Genomic DNA, 18,860 nt, shown 5'->3' with positions numbered 1-18,860 from the left:
CGGTCCTCTTTACGGGCTATTAACCGTCACGACCCTAGGCTTGGTCGGCTCGGACAGTTCCTGGGACGGTTGGGCGCCACGATCGGACGGAGCGTCGAACCTCCGCCGCAAGGGCACTCGACGGGCGCTCGCTGGAGGGCGCGGACCGGGGTGGTTCCGGCATATTCCGCCAAGGCCTCGCCCCTCTCGCTGGACACGCCCGATGACCTTTTCCGCCCAATCCGCCGTGACGGAACAGAAGCTCCTGAGACAGCGCCTCGACGCCGCCTTCGCGGAAGCAGCAACGCCGCTGTCGCGCGACGAGGTGACGGATATCGTCCGCAACATCCTGGGCAGCATGGACGGCGACATTTCCGCGACCGACCTGCGCCTTTACAAAGAGGTCGTTGACCTCGCCAAGTTCATCGAGACGGCCAAGCAGGAAATCGCGGCGCTGCAGCCGGCCGAAATCCGCGACGAACATATCCGCACCGCCACGGACGAACTGGACGCGGTGATCGGCGCGACCGAGAAGGCGACCTTCGCCATCTTCGACGCCTGCGACGCCATCGGCGCCATCGCCGGCCAGACGGACGCGGACAACTCGGCGAAGCTGAACGACCAGATCACCAAAATCTACGAGGCCTGCAACTTCCAGGACATTACCGGCCAGCGCATCAGCAAGGTGGTGCGGACGCTGAAGCACATCGAATCGAAGGTCGACATGATCGTCGCCGCCTTCGGCAGCGAAGTGCGGCAGAACCACGCCCCGCGGCTGGCTAAGCTGGCGGCGGAGGAGGCGGAGGCCGCCGTCCATTACGAACCGATGAGCGCGGAAGAGGCGGACAAGCAGCTTCTGCACGGGCCGCAGATGCCGGGCAATGCCATGGACCAGGACGAGATCGACCGTCTGCTGGCCAGCTTCGACTGACGCCATGCTGCCCGGCGCACCCTTCAGCAGGCCCACCGGCGGCCACACGGCCCAAGGTGCAGGACCGGGGACGGGGAATGCCGGACTGCCGCCGTTGCGGGTGGCGCGTGCGGGTGTCGGCGTGGGCGGACATGCCAACCCGAACAACGGCAGCATCCTGCTTCTGCTGTCGCTGTTCCTGCTGCTTCTGGTCTTCTTCATCGTGCTGAACGCCAATTCGGTGCAGACGGTGCAGAAGGTGAAGGCGGTCGCCGCCTCGCTGGAGCGGACCTTTCCCAACTTCGTCATCGACCCGCGCCTGCGCGAGGGTGCCGAACCGGTGGCATCGCGCGCCGGCACGGTGTTCGCCGTGCAGCGGCTGGAGGATGTCGGCACCCTGTTCGCCACCGCGGTGGCGGTCGCCAAGGTGGAGGTGGTCGCCCCCGGCCAATTGCTGGAGGTCCGGCTGCCGGCCGACGACCTGTTCCTTCCCGGCACCATGGCCCTGCGGCCGGACCGCCAGGGCCTGATCGACCGCATCGCCGACGCCCTGCGCCAGTCGCGCCAGGGCGAGCGGGTGGAACTGGACGCGCTGCTCGGCATCGGGCCGACGGGAACGCCCAGCCAGCCGCCGGGCCCGGTTGCCCGTGCCGGGGTTCTGGCCCGCGCGCTGGTCGAGGATGGGGCGCCGGCCGGCAATGTCACCATCGGGATCGAACGCGGGGAGCCGGGCGGCGTGCGGCTGCTGTTCTCCCTGCGCTGGGACGAGGACGGGGCGGCGGCGAAGGCGGCCCCCAAGCCGGCCCCGAAGGCGGGGAAGACGGAGGTGCGGAAATGATCCGCATTCCGGGCGTCGTCAACAAGGCCGAGGCGGCGGCGGAAGATCGCAGCGGCCAGCGCAAGACGCTGTGGCTGATCAGCTTCACCGATCTGATCTCCCTGATGCTCGCCTTCTTCGTCCTGATGTATTCGATGAGCGAGCCGGAGGCGGAGCGCTGGACCCATCTGGCGAAAGGCGTGGCGGAGGCGATCCCCGCCGCGCGGTCGACCGCCAGCAGCCCGTCGGACCGGCCCGCCGATCCCGGCGCCGCCTTCAACGCCAAGGCGGTGGAGGCCAGGGCGGCCATCGACCTGCATTATCTGGCGGCCCTGCTGGGAAGTCAGCTGCGGTCGAATACGGAACTGGCGGTGATCGACGTTCGGCGCGAAGATGACCGTGTCGTCATCCGTCTGCCGGGCGAGCGAATGTTCGATCCCACCGGTGCCGCCTTCACCGAGGAGGGGCGGCGGGTGCTGTTCCTGCTGGGCGCCGTCATCGGCCGGATCGGCAACCGGATCGAGCTGGTCGGCCATGCGGAGCACGAGGATGCGACCGGCGGCGTGGCCTGGGAACGGGCGCTGACGCGGGCGGTCGCCGTTTCCGCCGCGCTGCGCGAGACCGGCTATCGCCGCGATCTGGTGGCACGCGCGGTGATGATGCCGGTCGATGGGGCGGGGGGTGCCGGCAACGGGCGCCTGCCGGTCGACATCGTGGTGCGAGAGGAAGGAGCGAATTGAGGTGACGGACCGGACGGCCCAAGAGTGGAAGCGCTGGCTGCGCGGCTGTGCCGCCGCGGTGGCGCTGCTTGCCGTGCCGGTCCTGCTGTCTCCCCTGGCCGCCGACGCCGCCACGGTTCCGGTGCGCGGCGGCACCCATAAGGATTTCGGCCGACTGGTCTTCGACTGGCCGGGCAAGGTCGATTACACCGCGTCGGTCGAGGGCGATCGGCTGGTCGTCACCTTCACGGACAGCATCGACGCCCCGCTCGACCGTCTGGTGCGGGCGCTGCCCGGCTATCTGGCCGCCGGACGGGTCGAGGCGGATGGCAAGACGGTCTCGTTCGACCTGAAGCGCCCGGTCTCGCTGAAAAGCTTCCGCAATGGCAACGCCATCGCCATCGACCTGTCGCCGGCCGCGCCGCAGACGGCCGCCAAGGCAGAGGACGCGAAACCCGAACCCGCGAAACCCGAACCCGCGAAAGCCGAGGCTGCGAAGCCGGTGCCCTCCGCCGGACGGCTGCGCGTGCGCGGGGCCGACCAGCCGGACCAGAGCCGCCTGACCTTCGAATGGCCGTCGCCGGTCGGCTACACGGTCACGCGCGACGGCGCCGCGGTCACGGTCGCTTTCGACAAGGGCGGCACCGCCGACCTGTCGGCGGTCGCCAAGGCGGCACTGCGCAACATCCGGAATGTGGAAGCCTATCGGCGGGCCGACGGCGCGCTGGCGGTTACGCTGGCCGTGCCGCAGGATGCCGAGGTGACCGACAGCGCATCCGGCAAATCGGTGGTGCTGTCCGTCGGCAATCCCGGCTCGCGCGCCGGCCTGCCCAAAAGCGACGGCGCTCAGCCTGCCGCCGGTTCCCAGGGGACCGCAGCGGGGCAGGGCAGCAGCCAGGGAAGCAGCCAGCCGGCGCCGGCCAAGGAAACAGCCAGGGAAGGCGGCAGGGACACGCCCACGATGGCTTCGGCCACCTCCGGCCGCTCCGCCATCGCGGCGAATGCCGCGGCGCCACACTCGGCGGCAAATGCCGCGGCGCCCAACACTCCGCCGGCGGAGGCGAAGGCCGCGCCCGCGGCGCCTGCCGATGCCAAGGCCCAGCCGGCGGCGGGTCCGAAGGGACCGGTGCTGACCTTCGACACCGGCGGACCGGCCTCCATCGCCGTCTATCCGCGGGCGGGCCAGCTTTACGTCGTGTTCGACCGGCCGATGCCGATCGGCGCCGGGAAGCTCAGCGGCCCGGGGGCCGAACTGATGGGTGCGGTGGAGCCGGTGCCGGCGACCGGCGGCAGCGTGTTCCGCACCAAGATCGGCCCGATGGTCTGGCCGACGGTGGAACGGCAGGGCACCACATGGCGCATCCTGTCCTCCGCCCGCCCGGCCAACATGGGCAGCGCCGGCGATCTGCGGGTGGAGCCCGATCCCGATTTCCTTCTGGGCGCCCGGCTGCTGGTGCGCGCGCCCGACGCGGCGAACATCGTGCAGTTCGCCGATCCCGACGTCGGCGACCGCATCCAGGTGGTTCCGCTGCCCAGCCCGGGGCAGGGCGTGCCCGAACCACACCGTTACCCCGACCTGGAAGTGATGCCGTCCTATCAGGGCGTGGTGGTACGACCGATCTCCGACAATGTGACGGTGCGCGCGATCAAGGAGGGGGTGGAACTGACCACCGCCGGCGGCCTGCACCTGTCGCCGGCCGCCGACGCCGGCAACCCGGCGGTCGTGCCGCCGCCGCCGCCCCTTGCCCCGGCATCCGCCCCCCAGCCGGTTCCGTCGCAGCTGGCTGCGGCGCCGCTTCCGGTCACCCCTCCGCCCGGCGGCGCCTCGTCCGCCATGGAGCCGCCGAAGGCACAGCCCGCCCAGATGCAGGGCCGCCGCCTGTTCAACCTGCCGGCCTGGAAACATGGCGACCTCGACCATTTCACCGAGGCGCGGCAGGACCTGCAGTTGGCCGTCGTCAATGCGCCGGAATCGGAGCGGCCGAAGGCGCAGCTCGACCTCGCGCGGTTCTATTTCGCCAATGGTTTCGGGCAGGAGACGCTCGGCATGCTGGACGTGCTGCAGCAGAACCAGCCCGACCTGGAAGGCTGGCCGGAGTTCCGCGCGCTGCGCGGTGCCGCCCGCGTGCTGACCGGCGACCTCGACGGGGCGGAGGCCGACCTGTCGATCCCGTCGCTGGCCGGCAATCCGGAAGCCAATCTGTGGCGCGCCGCCATCGCCGCCGACCGCCGCGACTGGCCCAAGGCGATGGCCGGCTTCAAGGCGTCCGGCCCGATCCTGAACAGCTACCCCGAACCCATGATCGGGAAGCTCGGCCTGCGGGCGGCGGAAGCGGCGCTGGAGACGCGCGACACCGGCACCGCCAAGCGGCTGTTCGACCGGGTGATCGAGCACAGCGGCCCGGATCAGGAGGAAAACCCGCAGACGCAATATCTGCGCGGTCTGCTCTTTGCCCAGACCGGCGAGATCGATCAGGCGCGGGAACAGCTGACCGCCGCCTACAACAGCTATGACCGGCTCTATCGCGCCAAGGCCGGGCTGGCGCTGACCAATCTGGAGCTGTCGGAAGGCAAGATGTCGCCGACCGCCGCGGCGGAGCAGTTGGCCGGCCTGACCTTCACCTGGCGCGGCGACGATCTGGAGATGCAGATCCGCTCGCGCATGGGCGAGGTGCTGATCGCCGGCGGCGAATATGCCAAGGGCTTCAACACGATGAAGGAAACGGCGGCCCTGGTCGCCGACACGCCCAGGGCCGAGGCGATCACCAAGGAGATGTCGCGCATCTTCGCCGACCTGTTCAAGGACGGGGCGCAGCGCCTGCCGACGCTCGACGCGCTGCAGCTCTACGACCAGTTCCGCGAGCTGACCCCGGTGGGCGAGGCCGGCGACGAGATCATCCGGCAGCTGGCGGAACGGCTGATCTCCATCGATCTGCTGAACCGTGCGGCCGACCTGCTGCAGCATCAGGTGGAATACCGTCTGTCCGGTCTGGACAAGGCGCGGGTCGGCACGCGGCTGGCCTCCGTCCGGCTGCTCGACAACAAGCCGGAAGAGGCGCTGAAGGCGCTGGAACTGTCCAATGTCGCCGGACTGCCGGCCGACCTGACGGCCGAACGGCGGCTGATGCAGGCCAAGGCGCTGGCCGAGCTGAACCGCGGCGACGAGGCGATGCAGCTTCTGGCGCAGGACGACAGCACCAACGCCAACCTGCTGCGCGTCGATATCGCGTGGAAGGGGCAGAAATGGGATGCGGCGGCGCTGGCCCTGAACAAGGTGATCGGCCCGCCCCCCGCAACCGGCAAGCCGCTGGATCCCAACATGTCGCAGCTGGTGCTGAACCGGGCGGTGGCGCTGGCGCTGGCCGGCGACGGCAACGGGTTGAACCTGCTGAAGAAGGATTTCGAAGGGTCGATGAAGGGCGGGCCGAATGAGGACGCCTTCCGCATCCTGACCCGCCCTGAACAGGCGATGGGCCTGATCGACGTCGGCACCATCCGCTCCCGCGTCGCGGAAGTGGATATGTTCAAGAAGTTTTTGAAGGAATATCGCGGCGGAAAGCAGGCCGGCGATAAGCCGACCTCATAAGGCGGCGGGACGCCTTGCGGGGGATAGCTGCGCCCCGCCGCCCGCTCCGCGCCGTTGGCCGTTGGCCGTTACTTCGGCAGCAGAACCTTGTCGATGACATGGACGACGCCGTTGGACTGCTCGACGTCGGCGATTGTGACACGAGCCATGGTGCCGGAGGCGTCGGCGACCATCACGGCGTCGCCGGACTGGGTGAAGGTCAGCGGCATGCCTTCCACCGTCTTCAGCATGGCCTTGCCGTTGCCCTTCTTGATGTCCGCCACGATGTCCCTGGCGTCCAGCTTGCCGGGAACGACGTGGTAGGTCAGCACCTTGGTCAGCTGAGCCTTGTTCTCCGGCTTCAGCAGGGTGTCGACGGTGCCGGCGGGCAGGGCGGCGAAGGCCTCGTTGGTGGGTGCGAAGACGGTGAAGGGACCCTTGCCGTTCAGCGTGTCGACCAGCCCGGCGGCCTTCACGGCGGCGACGAGGGTGGTGTGGTCCTTGGACTGGGACGCATTCTCCACGATGGTCTTGCTGGGGTACATCGGCGCGCCGCCGACCATCTTTTCCATGGCCGCGTTGGCGCAACCGGCAAAAAGAAGGGTGGCGATCGCCACGGTGGCAACCTTCTTCATAGCATTCCCTCTTATCGGTGAAGGTCCGCTTCCCGCGGACACATCACCGTTACGGGGGAGGCTTCCAGTCAGATCACAGCAGCTTCTGTGCGTGATGCTGATTTTTGTTTGCGTGAAAGAGGTAATTCTTTGGTGGTGAGGACGCCTCCTCCCGCCGGCTAGAGCTGTACCTGCGTTCCCAGCTCCACCACACGGTTGGGCGGCAGCTTGAAGAAGTCGGTGGCGCTGACCGAAGTGCGGGACATCACCACGAACAGCTTCTCCCGCCACAGAGCCATCTGGGAGTTCATCTGCGGGATCAGCGTCTCCCGGCCCAGGAAGAAGGAGGTCGCCATCACGTCGAACTCCAGCCCGAAGGCCTTGCACAACCTCAGCGCCTTGGGGATGTTCGGCTCCTGCGAGAAGCCGTAGCGCACGGTGATGCGGTAGAAGCCGTCGGCCAGCCCCTCCACCACCACGCGGTCCTTGGCGGGGACTCGCGGCACATCCTCCACCACCACGGTGACGAAGACGACGCGTTCGTGCAGGACCTGATTGTGCTTCAGGTTGTGCAGCAGGGCGATCGGCACGGTGTTGGAGCTGGAGGTCATGAAGACCGCCGTGCCCTTCACCCGCTGGATGTCGCCCTTCTTCGCCTGACGCTGGATGAAGGCGTCCAGCGGCAGCGACTCCTCGGCCAGCCGTTTGGTCAGCACGGCCCGGCCGCGGCGCCAAGTGGACATCAGCCCCAGAGTGACGCAAGCGATCACCAGCGGCACCCAGCCGCCATGGGGAATCTTCACCGCGTTGGCGGCGAAGAAGGAAACCTCCACCGTCAGGAAGGTCGCACCGACGGCGAAGCAGAGCGGCAGGCTCCAGTTCCAGCGCCGCCGCGCCACCACCAGGAACAGGGTGGTGGTGATGATCATGTCGCCGGTCACCGCGATGCCATAGGCGGCGGCGAGACGGCTGGAGGATTGGAAGACCAGCACCAGTCCCAGCACCGCGGCCAGCAGGCCCCAGTTGGCGCGGGGAATGTAGATCTGCCCCTCCTCCTCGTTGGAGGTGTGGCGGATGTCGAGGCGCGGACAGAGGCCCAGTTGCACCGCCTGCCGGGTCAGCGAGAAGACGCCGGAGATCACCGCCTGGCTGGCGATGACGGTGGCGGCGGTGGACAGGCCGATCAGCGGATAGAGCCCCCATTCCGGCGCCAGCAGGTAGAAGGGGCTGCGCACCGCCGTCGGGTCGTTCAGCAGAAGCGCGCACTGGCCCAGATAGTTCAGCAGCAGGCCCGGCAGCACCACGGCCAGCCAAGCCACCTGGATCGGGCGACGGCCGAAATGGCCCATGTCGGCATAGAGCGCCTCGCCGCCGGTCACCGCCAGCACCACGGCGCCCAGCACAAGGAAACCGACCATGCCGTGTTCGGCGAAGAAGGCGATGGCATAGTACGGATTGAAGGCGACCAGCACGCTCGGCTGCCGGATCACCTCCAGCAGCCCGAGGATGCCGAGCGTGGAGAACCACGCCAGCATGATCGGGCCGAACAACGCGCCGACGCGCGAGGTGCCATGGCTCTGGATGGCGAACAGGGCGATCAGGATGGCGACGGTCAGCGGCACCACGGCCGATTCCAGCGCCGGTTCCGCCACGCCCAGCCCCTCGACCGCGGACAGCACGGACATCGCCGGGGTGATCATGCCGTCGCCGTAGAACAGCGAGGCGCCGAACAGGCCGAGCGCCGTCAGGATGGTCAGCTTGCCCGACGCATCCGGCCGCGTCTTGGACGCCAGCGCCAGAAGCGAGAGGATGCCGCCCTCGCCCTTGTTGTCGGCCCGCATGACGAAGCCCACATACTTGACGGTGACGACCATCACCAGCGCCCAGAACACCAGCGACATGATGCCCAGGACGTTGTCATGAGTCAGGGCGAGGCCATGTTCGCCGGCGAAGCATTCTCGCAGCGTGTAGAGCGGGCTGGTGCCGATGTCGCCATACACGACCCCGAGGGCACCCAGGGTCAACGTCGCGAGCTTGCCGGAGTCGGGCGGCGCGGCCTTCAAAGCGGTATCAGTCATGCAGTGATTGCGGTCCGAAGTTGGTCCGTCGTTCGATGGCGCCCGATGCGGCGGCGATGGTCCGGTCCGTCGCTCCTTCGGCGGCGGCGAACGGGCGGAGCCATCCGGCGGAACCGGCTTACCGGCCAATCATCCCACCGACGCACATCGCCTTTCCTCATACGCGCTTACGGCGCACAACGCCAGCACGGGCTTGCGCCGCGAAGGCCAAGCCCGGGGGCTGCGACGAAGTGCGCAGGGCTTTTCCCGCTATGCGCGCAATTTCAGAGAGTGCCGAAGCTGCGCGCCAGCGATCCGGCGATCAGATACCACCCGTCGACCAGCACGAAGAAGATGATCTTGAACGGGATGGCGACCATGGTCGGCGGCAGCATCATCATGCCCATCGACATCAGGATCGACGACACCACCATGTCGATGATGAGGAAGGGCAGGAACAGCAGGAAGCCGATCTCGAACCCGCGCTTGATCTCCGAGATCATGAAGGCCGGGACCAGGACGTGCAGCGGCATGTCGTTCGGCTCCTGCACGTTCTGCAGGCGGGCCATGTCCATGAACAGGCGCAGGTCCTTCTCGCTGGTGTGATGCAGCATGAAATCGCGCAAGGGCGCCACCGTGCGGCGGAACGCCTCCATCTCGTCGATTTCCTGGTTCATCAGCGGCTGGATGCCCTGGGTGTAGCTGCGCTCGAACACCGGAGCCATGACGAAGAAGGTCAGGAACAGCGCCAGCGACATCATCACCGTGGTCGGCGGCACCTGCTGCACGCCCAGCGCATTGCGCAGGAAGGACAGCACGATGACGATGCGGGTGAAGGCGGTCATCATGATGAGGATCGACGGCGCCAGCGACAGCACCGTGATCAGGCCGATGGTCTGGACGATGCGGCCGGTGGCGGTGCCGCCGGCGTCGCCCAGGTCGAAGGTCAGGCTCTGCGCCAGCGCCGGCCCGGCGCTCAATCCCAGCACCACGCCCACAACGAGCGCCAGAGCCAGTCCGGCAAAAACCGGCTTCCAGACCGGCTTCCACCAGGAACTCAGTCGCCTCGGTATGGCCGCCGTCATCGCGGCTGGCTCCCGGCCGGCGTGGAAGCCGCGGGCGTGTCGGCCGTCCCGGCGAGCGCCGTGTCGAACCCCCCGGCCGGGGCGCTGTCGACCAGCAGGTCCCCGTTGGCGCTCAGCAGGATCAGATGCTCGCGGTCGTCGCGGCGGACCAGGATCAGGCGCCGCTTGGCGTCGACCGGCAGCGCCTCCACCACGCTCAGCCGGCGTTGGCGGGCACGTCCGCGCACGGTGCCGCCGGCCATGCCGACCCGGCGCATCACCCAGGCAACGACCATGATGAGCGCCACCACGAAGACGAGCGCCATCAGGAAACGGATATACTGGTCGAGATCCATGGAAACGGCAGGCTTTCTCTGTCAGGGCGTATCGTCGGGACGGCCCGGAGCGGCCGGCCCCCCGGAGCGGCCATAGGCGGCGGCCGCGCGCTGGCGGGCGGTGTGCGGATCGTCGCGGCCGGCCAGCGCGGCGGCGATGGTCTCCTCCCGCCGGGCCTGCTGGTCGGTCAGCGCGGCGGCCAGCGGCGCCAGCGCCGCGACCAGATCGCCGAGCGGGCCGAGCAGGGTCCGCGCCTCCCCCCGCGGCAAGGCTTCGGCGGCGAGGCAAAGATGGGCGACGCGCTCCTCCAGCCCGACAAGGTCGATCAACACGCCGGCCCCGGCCTGCGTGCGCGCGTCGTCGAGCGTTGCACCCAGCGCCGCCGCCTGTTCCGCGATCCGGCCGGCCGACTCGGTGCTTTCGGGCGAGGGGGAAGCGGTTGGCGGCCGGATCACGGCTTGTCCTCCTCCATGATGTCCTCGGAGCGCGGTTCCGACGGCATCGTGCCGTTGGCGCGATAGACATAAGCGAGAATTTCCGCCACGGCGGCGATGGCTTCGACGGGGATGTCGCTGTCGACCTCGATTGCGGACAGGATCTCGACCAGGTCGGCGTCCTCGCGCACCTTCACGCCGTTGGCGAAGGCGACCTCCAGGATCTGCTCCGCCACCGTGCCCTTGCCGGTGGCGACGATCCGCGGCAGCGTCTCGGTCCCCAGATGGTATTTCAGCGCAACCGCGACCGGCCGCCGGGCATTGGGACCCCGGGCAGGGGACTGCGTCTTGCCGGCTGGCGGCGAGGCGGGTGGGCGGGCTTGCGCGGACAACAGGGCGGCCTTGTCGAGGGGGGCGTCGAGGGGGTCCTTCCTGGGCCGTATCCTGGACCGGTAGGCTTAACGAACTGTAAAGGCGGCAGGGCCGGCCAATTCGCGTCGGTAGAGATTCATCCTTCGTTAACGCAAACGCGTGACCATCGGAGACTGTGGCGATGCCCGTCCTGGGCGGCGTTCAGCGGAATTGGCAGCGGTATTCCAGCGGCATTGGGGCGGGATCAGGGCCATGGACCTCGGAAATCTCGGCATCTTCAAACTGATGTCGCGCAAGATGGACTGGTTGACCCAGCGTCAGGAAGTCATCTCGCAGAACATCGCCAACGCCGACACGCCGGAGTACAAGGGCCGCGACCTGAAGCCCTTCACCTTCCGCGACGCGCTCGGCGACAGCCGGCGGCTGACCCCGGTGGCGACCAACGCGTCCCATCTGGCAGGATCCCGCGGACCGGGCGGCATGGCACAGGAACAGAAGGTGCGCGATCCGTACGAGACGGCGCCGGACGGCAACAACGTCGTCCTGGAAGACCAGATGATGCGGATGAGCCAGAATTCGATGGATTACCAGACCATCACCAACCTGTACAAAAAGCAGGTGGCGATGATCAAGTCGGCGATCCGCTCGGGCAGCTGAGGCCTTGGGCCGGGGATTTGGCCTGGAGTTGGAACGGCCGGCGGGTATTTGAGGAGGCGGTGCGATGGATCTCTACAAGTCGATGGCGGTTTCCGCCTCGGGCATGAAGGCGCAGGGCACGCGCCTGAAGGTCATTTCGGAGAATCTGGCGAACGCCAACACCACCGCGGAAACGCCGGGCGATCTGCCCTATCGCCGCAAGACGGTCATCTTCAAGAACGAGCTGGACCGCGCGATGGACGTCGACAAGGTCCGCGTCGCCAAGGTCGATGTGGACAAGAGCGATTTCCAGCGCCGCTACGATCCCTCCCACCCGTCGGCCGACGCCGACGGCTATGTGCTGATGCCGAACGTCAATTCGGTGGTCGAGGCGATGGACATGCGCGAGGCCCAGCGCAGCTACGAAGCCAACCTCTCGGCCATCGACACGGCGCGCCAGATGCTGACCCGCACCATCGACATCCTGCGTGCCTGACCTCGTCCCGCCCAATCGCTCCTGAACCTCCCGACCGACCGGAACCGCCGCCATGATCAATCCGCTGAACGCCGCCGCGGCCTACGCCACCACCGCCGCCAAGACGACCGGCCCCGGCATGGCCGCGCGCGATGGCCTCTCCTTCGGTGACGTGCTGGAGCAGGCGGCCAAGGAAAGCATCGGCACCATGAAGAAGAGCGAGGACATGTCGGCCCTGGCCGCCGTCGGCAAGGCCGATCTGAACGACGTCGTCCAGGCCGTGACCAACGCCGAGGTGACGCTGCAGACCGTCACCGCCGTGCGCGACAAGGTGCTGAACGCCTATCAGGAAATCCTGCGCATGCCGATGTGACGGCATCCGTTCCGCACCTTCCGCCGTCCTGAACCCGCCGTCATGAACGAGACCGAAGTCATAGAGCTTTGCCGCACGTCCATCGTCACGCTGGTGATGGTGTGCGGGCCGATTCTGGTCATCATGATGGCGGTCGGCACCGTCATCTCCATCTTCCAGGCGGTTACCCAGATCAGCGAGCAGACCCTCGCCATGGTGCCGAAGGTGCTGCTGGTCTTCGGTCTCAGCATCCTGCTGATGCCCTTCATGTTGGGCAAGCTGACCGATTTTTTCGAACATGAGGTCGCCGACCGCATCGTCGCGATCGGCGTCGGCGCCACCGACAATGGCGGCGCGCCCTTCACGCCCGGCACCGGCGTGACGCCGCCCCCGGCACCAACCGCGGCCGCGGCGGGCCAATGAACGTCCTGCAGCAACTGCTGGGCGAACAGATCTTCGTCTGGATGTTGGTCTTCATGCGGGTCGGCACCGCCTTCAGCGTGATGCCGACCATCGGCGACGCCTTCGTTCCCACCCGCATGCGCCTGCTGTTCGCGCTGGCGGTCAGCACGCTGGTGGCGCCGGCGATCCGGCCGATGCTGCCGCCGATGCCCGGCAATCCGTTCCAACTGATGGTGCTGGTGGCCGGCGAGATGACGGTGGGAATTTTCCTCGGCACCATCGCCCGGCTGCTGATGGGCGCGCTGGAGGTGGCCGGCACCATCATCAGCCTGCAGAGCGGCCTTGCCAACGCGCAGATCTTCAACCCGGCGCTGGCGACATCGGGCTCTCTGCCCGGCTCGCTGATGGGCTGGCTGGGGCTGCTTCTGATTTTCGTCACCGACCTGCATCATCTGCTGATCATGGCGGTGGTCGACAGCTACGCCACCTTTACGCCGGGAGCGACGATCCCGATCGACGACATGGCGAACGTGGTCGGGCAGCTGGTGTCGAAAAGCTTCATGCTGGGGGTGCAGATGGCCGCCCCCTTCCTGATCACCGGCATGCTGTTCGCGCTGGCGCTGGGGCTGCTGAACAAGCTGGCGCCGCAGGTGCAGGTGTTCCAGCTGTTCACGTCCGTCCAGGTGCTGCTCGGCCTGTTCATGTTCGCGCTGACGCTGGGTGCGATGATGCTGTTCTGGCTGTCGCGCTTCGAATCGACCTTCATCGAATTCCTGAAGCCGCTGTAGAGGGGGAACGCCGGTGTCGGAAGAGGCGGACGAGTCCTCCAAAACAGAGGACCCGACATCCAAGAAGCTCGACGAGGCCCACAAACAGGGCCAGTTCGCGATGACCCGCGAGGCCGCGAACTGGTTGATGGTCGCGGCGATGCTGGTGGTGCTGGTCTCCATCCTGCCCGGCACCATGAAGGGGCTGGTGTTCCGGCTTAATTACTATTTCGAGAATCTGGACCAGTTCACCTTCGACAGGGCCGGTGTCGGCGCGCTGCTGTTCCGGGTGATGCGCGACGTCATGTGGGCGCTGTGGCTGCCCATCCTGCTGTTCGTGGTGGCCGGCGTGCTGTCGACCATCGGGCAGACCGGTTTCCACGTCTCCTGGGAGCTGATCTCCCCGAAGTTCGGCAAGCTGAACCCGCTGCCCGGCCTGATGAACATGTTCAAGGCCAACCAGGGGGTGGAACTGCTGAAGAGCATCGTCAAGCTGGCGGTGGTCGGCGGCGTCGCCTACATGGCGCTCGTGCCGATGTTCGGCGGCATCGAGGCCTATATCGGCATCGACATCGTCACCTTGCTGCTGCAGATGGACGGGCTGGCCCACCGGCTGCTGATCTGGGTCCTGGTGGTCCTGACCTTCATCGCTGCCGGCGACTTCCTGTGGCAGAAGCAGCAGTTCGACAAGAAGATGAAGATGACCAAGCAGGAGGTGAAGGACGAGCACAAGCAGCAGGAAGGCGATCCAGTCGTCAAGGGCCGCATCCGGCAGTTGCGGTTCGAGCGCGCGCGCAAGCGCATGATGGCCGCGGTGCCGAACGCCGACGTGGTGGTCACCAACCCGACCCACTTCGCGGTCGCGCTGAAATACGACCCGACCCAGATGGGCGCGCCGATGGTGCTGGCGAAGGGCGTCGACCAGGTCGCCTTCAAGATTCGCGAGATCGCCGAATCGAACAATGTTCCGGTCATAGAAAACCCGCCCCTCGCCCGTGCGCTCTATGCCGCTTGCGATATCGACGAAGAAGTTCCGTCCGAGCACTATCGGGCGGTCGCCGAAGTCATTACCTATGTCTTCAAGCTCAAAGGGCGGGCGCTGCGCAACTGATCCGGCTCCGTAACGGTTGACGGGACCGGGTGGAGCGGCCGACCATCTCAGGTGGCGCGATGGAGGTGCCCGGTCGGTAACATCCGGTCCGGGGCAACTCCCAGGAAGACCGTGTGGGGTTTGGAGTATTGGTGGACGACACAACTTCCCTTTCCGACACCGCACGCAATGCAGCGAACCACCGGGCATCGTCCGGCGGAGTGCTGATGCTCATCCAATATGCGCTGGCGCCGGCCGGTCTGCTGGTGCTGGCCATCGGCCTGCTGCTGGACCGCGACGAGGTCGGCTGGCTGGGCGCCGGGCTGGCGGCTGCGGGCGTGGCGCTGCTGATCGGCCGCAGCGTGTCGGTGGTGCGGCGGTCGGCGCGAATCGGCGCGCTGCTGAGCGGTGCGCTGGAAGGGATGCCGGCCGGCCAGCTGGTCTGCGACGGGGCCGACGAGGTGGTGTTCGTCAATGCCGCCTTCCGCGAACTGGCGGGTTGGCGCCGCGGTGAACGGCCGCTGGACGCCCTGGCGCGCCAGTTCTCCGGCGACCCCGACAGCGCCCGCGAATTCCGCCGCCTGCGCGAGCGGGTGAGGGCCGGTTCCGCCGCTTCGGCCGAGCTGGCGATCCCGGCGCTGGACAACCGCCCGCCGGAATGGCGCAAGGTGCAGGGGCAGCCGGTCGCCGGCTTCCCCGGCTCCGTCCATTGGCGGATCGAGGACATCACCGCGCGGTGGGAGCTTGAGCATGTCATGCTGCGCGAGCAGGCCAAACTGGCCGACTTCATGGAGCATGCGCCGGTCGGCTTCTTCTCGGTCGATCAGAACGGCCACTTCCTGTTCGTCAACGCCACGCTGGCCCAATGGCTGGAGGCGGCGCCCGGCGACCTGACCGACGGCGAATCGCGGCTGCATGGCATCCTGGCGGCGCCCCCCGTCTCCGCAGCACCCTACGACCTGTTCGACCATGGCGGCGGCGAGCAGCGCGGCGAGTTGACCATGGTGGGGCTGCGCGGCCGGCGTTTCCAGGTTGCGGTGGCGCAAAGCGTGGTGCGGGCCGACGACGGCACCATCCACACCCGGTCGGTGGTGCGCGACCTGTCGCCCGAACGGGAATGGCAGGAGGCTCTGCGCCAGTCCGAACAGCGGTTCCAGCGCTTCTTCGAAGACGCGCCGATCGGCATCGCCTTGGTCGACGAAACCGGCCAGCTGACCGAATGCAACGAGGCCTTCCTGGCGCTGATCGGCAGCGAGGCCGGCAGCGTCATCAACCGCCCGATGGCCGACCTGATCGTCCCGGCGGAGCGCGAGGCGGTGACGGCGCGGCTGAAATCGGTGCAGGGCGGCGCCGACCCGGCCCACCCGCTGGAGGTGCGGTTGTCAGGCGGGCGGGAACTGACCGCCCAGCTCTATGCCCGGCGCCTCGCCAACCCGGTGCGCACCGATGGCCGCACGGATGGCGGCAAGGGAGATGGGGTGGGTCTGATCCTGCACTTCATCGACATGACCGAGCGCAAGAGCCTGGAGGCGCAGTTCGCCCAGTCGCAGAAGATGCAGGCGGTCGGCCAGCTGGCCGGCGGCGTGGCGCACGACTTCAACAACCTGCTGACGGCGATGATCGGCTTCTGCGACCTGCTGCTGCTGCGGCACAAGCCGGGCGACCAGTCCTTCAGCGACATCATGCAGATCAAGCAGAACGCCAACCGCGCCGCCAACCTCGTGCGGCAGCTGCTGGCCTTCTCGCGCCAGCAGACCCTGCAGCCGCGCGTCATCAACGTGACGGACGTGCTGGCGGAGCTGGCGAACCTGCTGCGCCGGCTGATCGGCGAGAACATCGAACTGAAGATGATCCATGGCCGCGACCTGGGGCTGGTCAAGGTCGACCAGAACCAGTTGGAGCAGGTCATCATCAATCTGGTGGTCAATGCCCGCGACGCCATGGCCGGCGGTGGCAAGCTGATCATCAACACCACCAATTACGTCGTCACCCAGCCTGAACGGAGGGAGCACGAGACGATCCCGTCCGGCAGCTATGTCTCCATCGAGGTGATCGACACCGGCTGCGGCATCGCGCGCGAGAACCTGCAGCGCATCTTCGAGCCCTTCTACACGACCAAGGAGGTCGGGTCGGGCACCGGGCTGGGCCTGTCGACGGTGTACGGCATCGTCCGGCAGACCGGCGGCTTCGTGCTGGTCGATTCGGCGGTGGGGGAGGGGACGACCTTCACCATCCTGCTGCCGCATCATCAGGGCGAACTGCGACCGGTCGACACCGCCGAACCGCGGGAGCGGCGCGGCAGCGACCTGACCGGCACCGGCACCATCCTGCTGGTGGAGGACGAGGACGCCGTGCGCGTCTTCTCCGCCCGGGCGCTCCGCAACAAGGGCTATCAGGTGCTGGAGGCCAAGAACGGCGAGGCGGCGCTGCAGCAGATCGAGACCAACGGCGCCTCCATCGACCTGCTGATCACCGACGTGGTGATGCCGCAGATGGACGGCCCGACGCTCGCCCGCCATGTCCGCAAGCTGCGCCCGGAGATGCGGGTGATCTTCATCTCCGGCTATGCCGAGGACCGGCTGGGCGAGATCGACGGCGTCGAAGTCGCCCATTTCCTGCCCAAGCCATTCTCGCTGAAGCAGCTGGCCTCCAAAGTGAAGGAGGTCATCCGCGACGGACGGTGAGAGCGAAAAATCGCCTGCAAGAATGCCCCCGGACATGCCCCGGAAAATAGGAACGCACAGGCAACATCAGGCCTTGCAAACGAGAACGAAGAGAGTACATTCAGCCTCGTTGCAAGAGCGCCGACCGTGTGTTCTAAGAGAGGGGTACCGGGCATGTCGTCCGCACAGCTTCGTTTGGTCGAGAAGGATTCCATGGACAAGCAGAAGGCGCTCGATGCCGCCCTGAGCCAGATCGAACGCGCGTTCGGCAAGGGCTCGATCATGAAGCTTGGCGCCCGTGAGAACTTGGTCGAGACGGAGGTCATCTCCACCGGCTCCCTTGGTCTCGATATCGCGCTGGGCATCGGTGGCCTGCCTAAGGGCCGCATTGTCGAAATCTACGGGCCGGAAAGCTCGGGCAAGACCACGCTGGCGCTGCACGCCATCGCCCAGGCCCAAAAGGCCGGCGGCACCTGCGCCTTCGTCGACGCGGAGCATGCGCTCGACCCGTCCTATGCCCGCAAGCTGGGCGTCAACATCGACGAGCTGCTGATCTCCCAGCCGGATGCCGGCGAGCAGGCTCTGGAGATCGCTGACACGCTGGTGCGCTCCGGCGCCATCGACGTGCTGGTGGTCGACTCGGTGGCAGCGCTCGTTCCGCGCGCCGAACTGGAAGGCGAGATGGGCGACAGCCACGTCGGCCTGCACGCCCGCCTGATGAGCCAGGCTCTGCGCAAGCTGACCGGCTCGATCTCCAAGTCGAACTGCCTGGTGATCTTCATCAACCAGATCCGCCTGAAGATCGGCGTGATGTTCGGCAACCCGGAGACGACGACCGGCGGCAACGCGCTGAAGTTCTATGCCTCCGTCCGCCTCGACATCCGCCGCATCGGCTCGATCAAGGACCGCGACACCGTCGTCGGCAACCAGACCCGCGTCAAGGTGGTGAAGAACAAGATGGCCCCGCCGTTCCGCGTGGTCGAGTTCGACATCATGTACGGCGAGGGCGTGTCGAAGGTGGGCGAACTGCTCGATCTCGGCATCCAGGCGGGTGTGGTCGACAAGTCGGGTGCGTGGTTCAGCTATGACGGCACCCGCATCGGCCAGGGCCGCGAGAACGCCAAGACCTATCTGCGCAACAACCCCGAGATGGCCGACGCGATCGAGGCCAAGATCCGCGGCAACGCCGGTCTGGTCGCCGATGCGATGATGGGCACCCCGGAAGCCGACGGCGAAGCCTCCACTCCGGAGTGACGCCGAGCGCATGTGGAAAGAAAGGCCCCGCCTTCCGAAAGGGAGGCGGGGCCTTTTGCTTTTGGTGGTGCGGCTGGTGTGGGAGGCGAATACCCCCTCCCTAACCCTCCCCCACCTACGGTGGGAGAGGGGACTGCCGCCGCTTTGCGGTTTAAATTACGCGGCCAAGCATTCTACCCCCTCCACCGCTGGTAAGCGGGGGAGGGATGGGGCATAGGCGCTAACATGAGAGGGAAGCGATAGACGGGTCGGGCGTGACGAATTGCGCTGGGCTGTGTTTTTCCTGGATGTTTGCGACCGATCCCACCGATGCCCCCTGGCACGCGGTTGAGACGCTGGTCCGCTCGGTCATCG

The 18,860-nt window shown here is 67.3% G+C and carries 18 protein-coding genes; 12 read left to right on the top strand and 6 right to left on the bottom strand.

The window, feature by feature from the left end:
- Positions 1 to 202 precede the first annotated feature (202 nt).
- The 4 genes from FZ029_RS00090 to FZ029_RS00075 all read left to right on the top strand — a co-directional run bounded on the left by FZ029_RS00090 (position 203) and on the right by FZ029_RS00075 (position 6,011).
- Positions 203 to 910 (top strand): protein phosphatase CheZ, encoded by a 708-nt coding sequence (locus tag FZ029_RS00090; protein ID WP_149267533.1) that lies wholly within the window; start codon positions 203 to 205, stop codon positions 908 to 910.
- A 121-nt stretch (positions 911 to 1,031) separates the two neighbouring features.
- Positions 1,032 to 1,727 (top strand): hypothetical protein, encoded by a 696-nt coding sequence (locus FZ029_RS00085; protein WP_247892070.1) that lies wholly within the window; start codon positions 1,032 to 1,034, stop codon positions 1,725 to 1,727.
- Complete coding sequence (locus tag FZ029_RS00080; protein ID WP_149267531.1) at positions 1,724 to 2,446, top strand: flagellar motor protein MotB; 723 nt, start codon at positions 1,724 to 1,726, stop codon at positions 2,444 to 2,446. The genes FZ029_RS00085 and FZ029_RS00080 overlap by 4 nt, the downstream gene beginning before the upstream one ends.
- Position 2,447: 1 nt before the next feature.
- On the top strand, positions 2,448 to 6,011 hold the full coding sequence (locus tag FZ029_RS00075; RefSeq protein WP_149267530.1) for a tetratricopeptide repeat protein: 3,564 nt from the start codon (positions 2,448 to 2,450) through the stop codon (positions 6,009 to 6,011).
- A gap of 68 nt (positions 6,012 to 6,079) precedes the next feature.
- Here FZ029_RS00075 and FZ029_RS00070 read toward each other — a convergent pair whose 3' ends face one another.
- The 6 genes from FZ029_RS00070 to FZ029_RS00045 form a co-directional block, all read right to left on the bottom strand.
- Positions 6,080 to 6,535 carry a fasciclin domain-containing protein gene (locus FZ029_RS00070; RefSeq protein ID WP_348771125.1) on the bottom strand — a complete coding sequence of 152 codons (456 nt, stop codon included), beginning with the start codon at positions 6,533 to 6,535 and terminating at the stop codon, positions 6,080 to 6,082.
- Between the two features lie 248 nt (positions 6,536 to 6,783).
- Positions 6,784 to 8,682: a potassium transporter Kup gene (locus FZ029_RS00065; RefSeq protein ID WP_149267528.1), complete on the bottom strand. Its 1,899-nt coding sequence runs from the start codon at positions 8,680 to 8,682 to the stop codon at positions 6,784 to 6,786.
- Between the two features lie 263 nt (positions 8,683 to 8,945).
- Entirely contained in the window at positions 8,946 to 9,746 is an 801-nt protein-coding gene (gene fliP, locus FZ029_RS00060) for a flagellar type III secretion system pore protein FliP (RefSeq protein ID WP_149267527.1), read from the bottom strand.
- Positions 9,743 to 10,081 (bottom strand): flagellar biosynthetic protein FliO, encoded by a 339-nt coding sequence (locus tag FZ029_RS00055; RefSeq protein WP_149198521.1) that lies wholly within the window; start codon positions 10,079 to 10,081, stop codon positions 9,743 to 9,745. Before FZ029_RS00055 ends, fliP begins: the two co-directional genes overlap by 4 nt.
- 21 nt (positions 10,082 to 10,102) lie before the next feature.
- Complete coding sequence (locus FZ029_RS00050; RefSeq protein ID WP_149267526.1) at positions 10,103 to 10,516, bottom strand: hypothetical protein; 414 nt, start codon at positions 10,514 to 10,516, stop codon at positions 10,103 to 10,105.
- On the bottom strand, positions 10,513 to 10,887 hold the full coding sequence (locus FZ029_RS00045) for an EscU/YscU/HrcU family type III secretion system export apparatus switch protein (RefSeq protein WP_149267525.1): 375 nt from the start codon (positions 10,885 to 10,887) through the stop codon (positions 10,513 to 10,515). The genes FZ029_RS00050 and FZ029_RS00045 overlap by 4 nt, the downstream gene beginning before the upstream one ends.
- A gap of 232 nt (positions 10,888 to 11,119) precedes the next feature.
- On the opposite strand from FZ029_RS00045, the gene flgB reads away from it, so the two are divergent.
- The 8 genes from flgB to recA all read left to right on the top strand — a co-directional run bounded on the left by flgB (position 11,120) and on the right by recA (position 18,506).
- Complete coding sequence (flgB, locus tag FZ029_RS00040; protein ID WP_136705742.1) at positions 11,120 to 11,524, top strand: flagellar basal body rod protein FlgB; 405 nt, start codon at positions 11,120 to 11,122, stop codon at positions 11,522 to 11,524.
- 64 nt (positions 11,525 to 11,588) lie between these two features.
- A complete protein-coding gene (flgC, locus tag FZ029_RS00035) occupies positions 11,589 to 11,999 on the top strand; it encodes a flagellar basal body rod protein FlgC (RefSeq protein WP_109073147.1) in 411 nt (136 codons plus the stop codon).
- A gap of 52 nt (positions 12,000 to 12,051) precedes the next feature.
- Positions 12,052 to 12,351: a flagellar hook-basal body complex protein FliE gene (gene fliE / locus FZ029_RS00030; RefSeq protein WP_149198524.1), complete on the top strand. Its 300-nt coding sequence runs from the start codon at positions 12,052 to 12,054 to the stop codon at positions 12,349 to 12,351.
- A gap of 42 nt (positions 12,352 to 12,393) precedes the next feature.
- On the top strand, positions 12,394 to 12,753 hold the full coding sequence (locus FZ029_RS00025; protein ID WP_149267524.1) for a flagellar biosynthetic protein FliQ: 360 nt from the start codon (positions 12,394 to 12,396) through the stop codon (positions 12,751 to 12,753).
- On the top strand, positions 12,750 to 13,520 hold the full coding sequence (gene fliR / locus FZ029_RS00020) for a flagellar biosynthetic protein FliR (RefSeq protein WP_149267523.1): 771 nt from the start codon (positions 12,750 to 12,752) through the stop codon (positions 13,518 to 13,520). Before FZ029_RS00025 ends, fliR begins: the two co-directional genes overlap by 4 nt.
- 13 nt (positions 13,521 to 13,533) lie before the next feature.
- Positions 13,534 to 14,610 (top strand): flagellar biosynthesis protein FlhB, encoded by a 1,077-nt coding sequence (gene flhB, locus FZ029_RS00015; RefSeq protein WP_149267522.1) that lies wholly within the window; start codon positions 13,534 to 13,536, stop codon positions 14,608 to 14,610.
- A 206-nt stretch (positions 14,611 to 14,816) separates the two neighbouring features.
- The gene (locus FZ029_RS00010; RefSeq protein WP_247892069.1) at positions 14,817 to 17,273 is read left to right on the top strand and encodes an ATP-binding protein; all 2,457 of its coding nucleotides are present in this window, start codon (positions 14,817 to 14,819) and stop codon (positions 17,271 to 17,273) included.
- 153 nt (positions 17,274 to 17,426) lie between these two features.
- Positions 17,427 to 18,506 carry a recombinase RecA gene (gene recA, locus FZ029_RS00005; RefSeq protein ID WP_014247796.1) on the top strand — a complete coding sequence of 360 codons (1,080 nt, stop codon included), beginning with the start codon at positions 17,427 to 17,429 and terminating at the stop codon, positions 18,504 to 18,506.
- The last annotated feature ends 354 nt before the right edge of the window (positions 18,507 to 18,860 follow it).

Origin of the sequence: Azospirillum sp. Sh1, from assembly GCF_008365135.1 — a bacterium.
GTDB classification, from domain to species: domain Bacteria; phylum Pseudomonadota; class Alphaproteobacteria; order Azospirillales; family Azospirillaceae; genus Azospirillum; species Azospirillum oryzae.
This window is presented reverse-complemented; position numbering and strand designations above follow the sequence as displayed.

Coding starts and splice junctions, on each gene's coding strand:
- FZ029_RS00025 (WP_149267524.1), top strand. CDS start 12,394: ATGAACGAGACCGAAGTCATAGAGCTTTGCCGCACGTCCATCGTCACG.
- FZ029_RS00010 (WP_247892069.1), top strand. CDS start 14,817: ATGCTCATCCAATATGCGCTGGCGCCGGCCGGTCTGCTGGTGCTGGCC.
- fliP (WP_149267527.1), bottom strand. CDS start 9,746: ATGACGGCGGCCATACCGAGGCGACTGAGTTCCTGGTGGAAGCCGGTC.
- flgB (WP_136705742.1), top strand. CDS start 11,120: ATGGACCTCGGAAATCTCGGCATCTTCAAACTGATGTCGCGCAAGATG.
- fliR (WP_149267523.1), top strand. CDS start 12,750: ATGAACGTCCTGCAGCAACTGCTGGGCGAACAGATCTTCGTCTGGATG.
- FZ029_RS00070 (WP_348771125.1), bottom strand. CDS start 6,535: ATGTACCCCAGCAAGACCATCGTGGAGAATGCGTCCCAGTCCAAGGAC.
- FZ029_RS00055 (WP_149198521.1), bottom strand. CDS start 10,081: ATGGATCTCGACCAGTATATCCGTTTCCTGATGGCGCTCGTCTTCGTG.
- flgC (WP_109073147.1), top strand. CDS start 11,589: ATGGATCTCTACAAGTCGATGGCGGTTTCCGCCTCGGGCATGAAGGCG.
- FZ029_RS00080 (WP_149267531.1), top strand. CDS start 1,724: ATGATCCGCATTCCGGGCGTCGTCAACAAGGCCGAGGCGGCGGCGGAA.
- recA (WP_014247796.1), top strand. CDS start 17,427: ATGTCGTCCGCACAGCTTCGTTTGGTCGAGAAGGATTCCATGGACAAG.
- FZ029_RS00065 (WP_149267528.1), bottom strand. CDS start 8,682: ATGACTGATACCGCTTTGAAGGCCGCGCCGCCCGACTCCGGCAAGCTC.
- fliE (WP_149198524.1), top strand. CDS start 12,052: ATGATCAATCCGCTGAACGCCGCCGCGGCCTACGCCACCACCGCCGCC.
- FZ029_RS00090 (WP_149267533.1), top strand. CDS start 203: ATGACCTTTTCCGCCCAATCCGCCGTGACGGAACAGAAGCTCCTGAGA.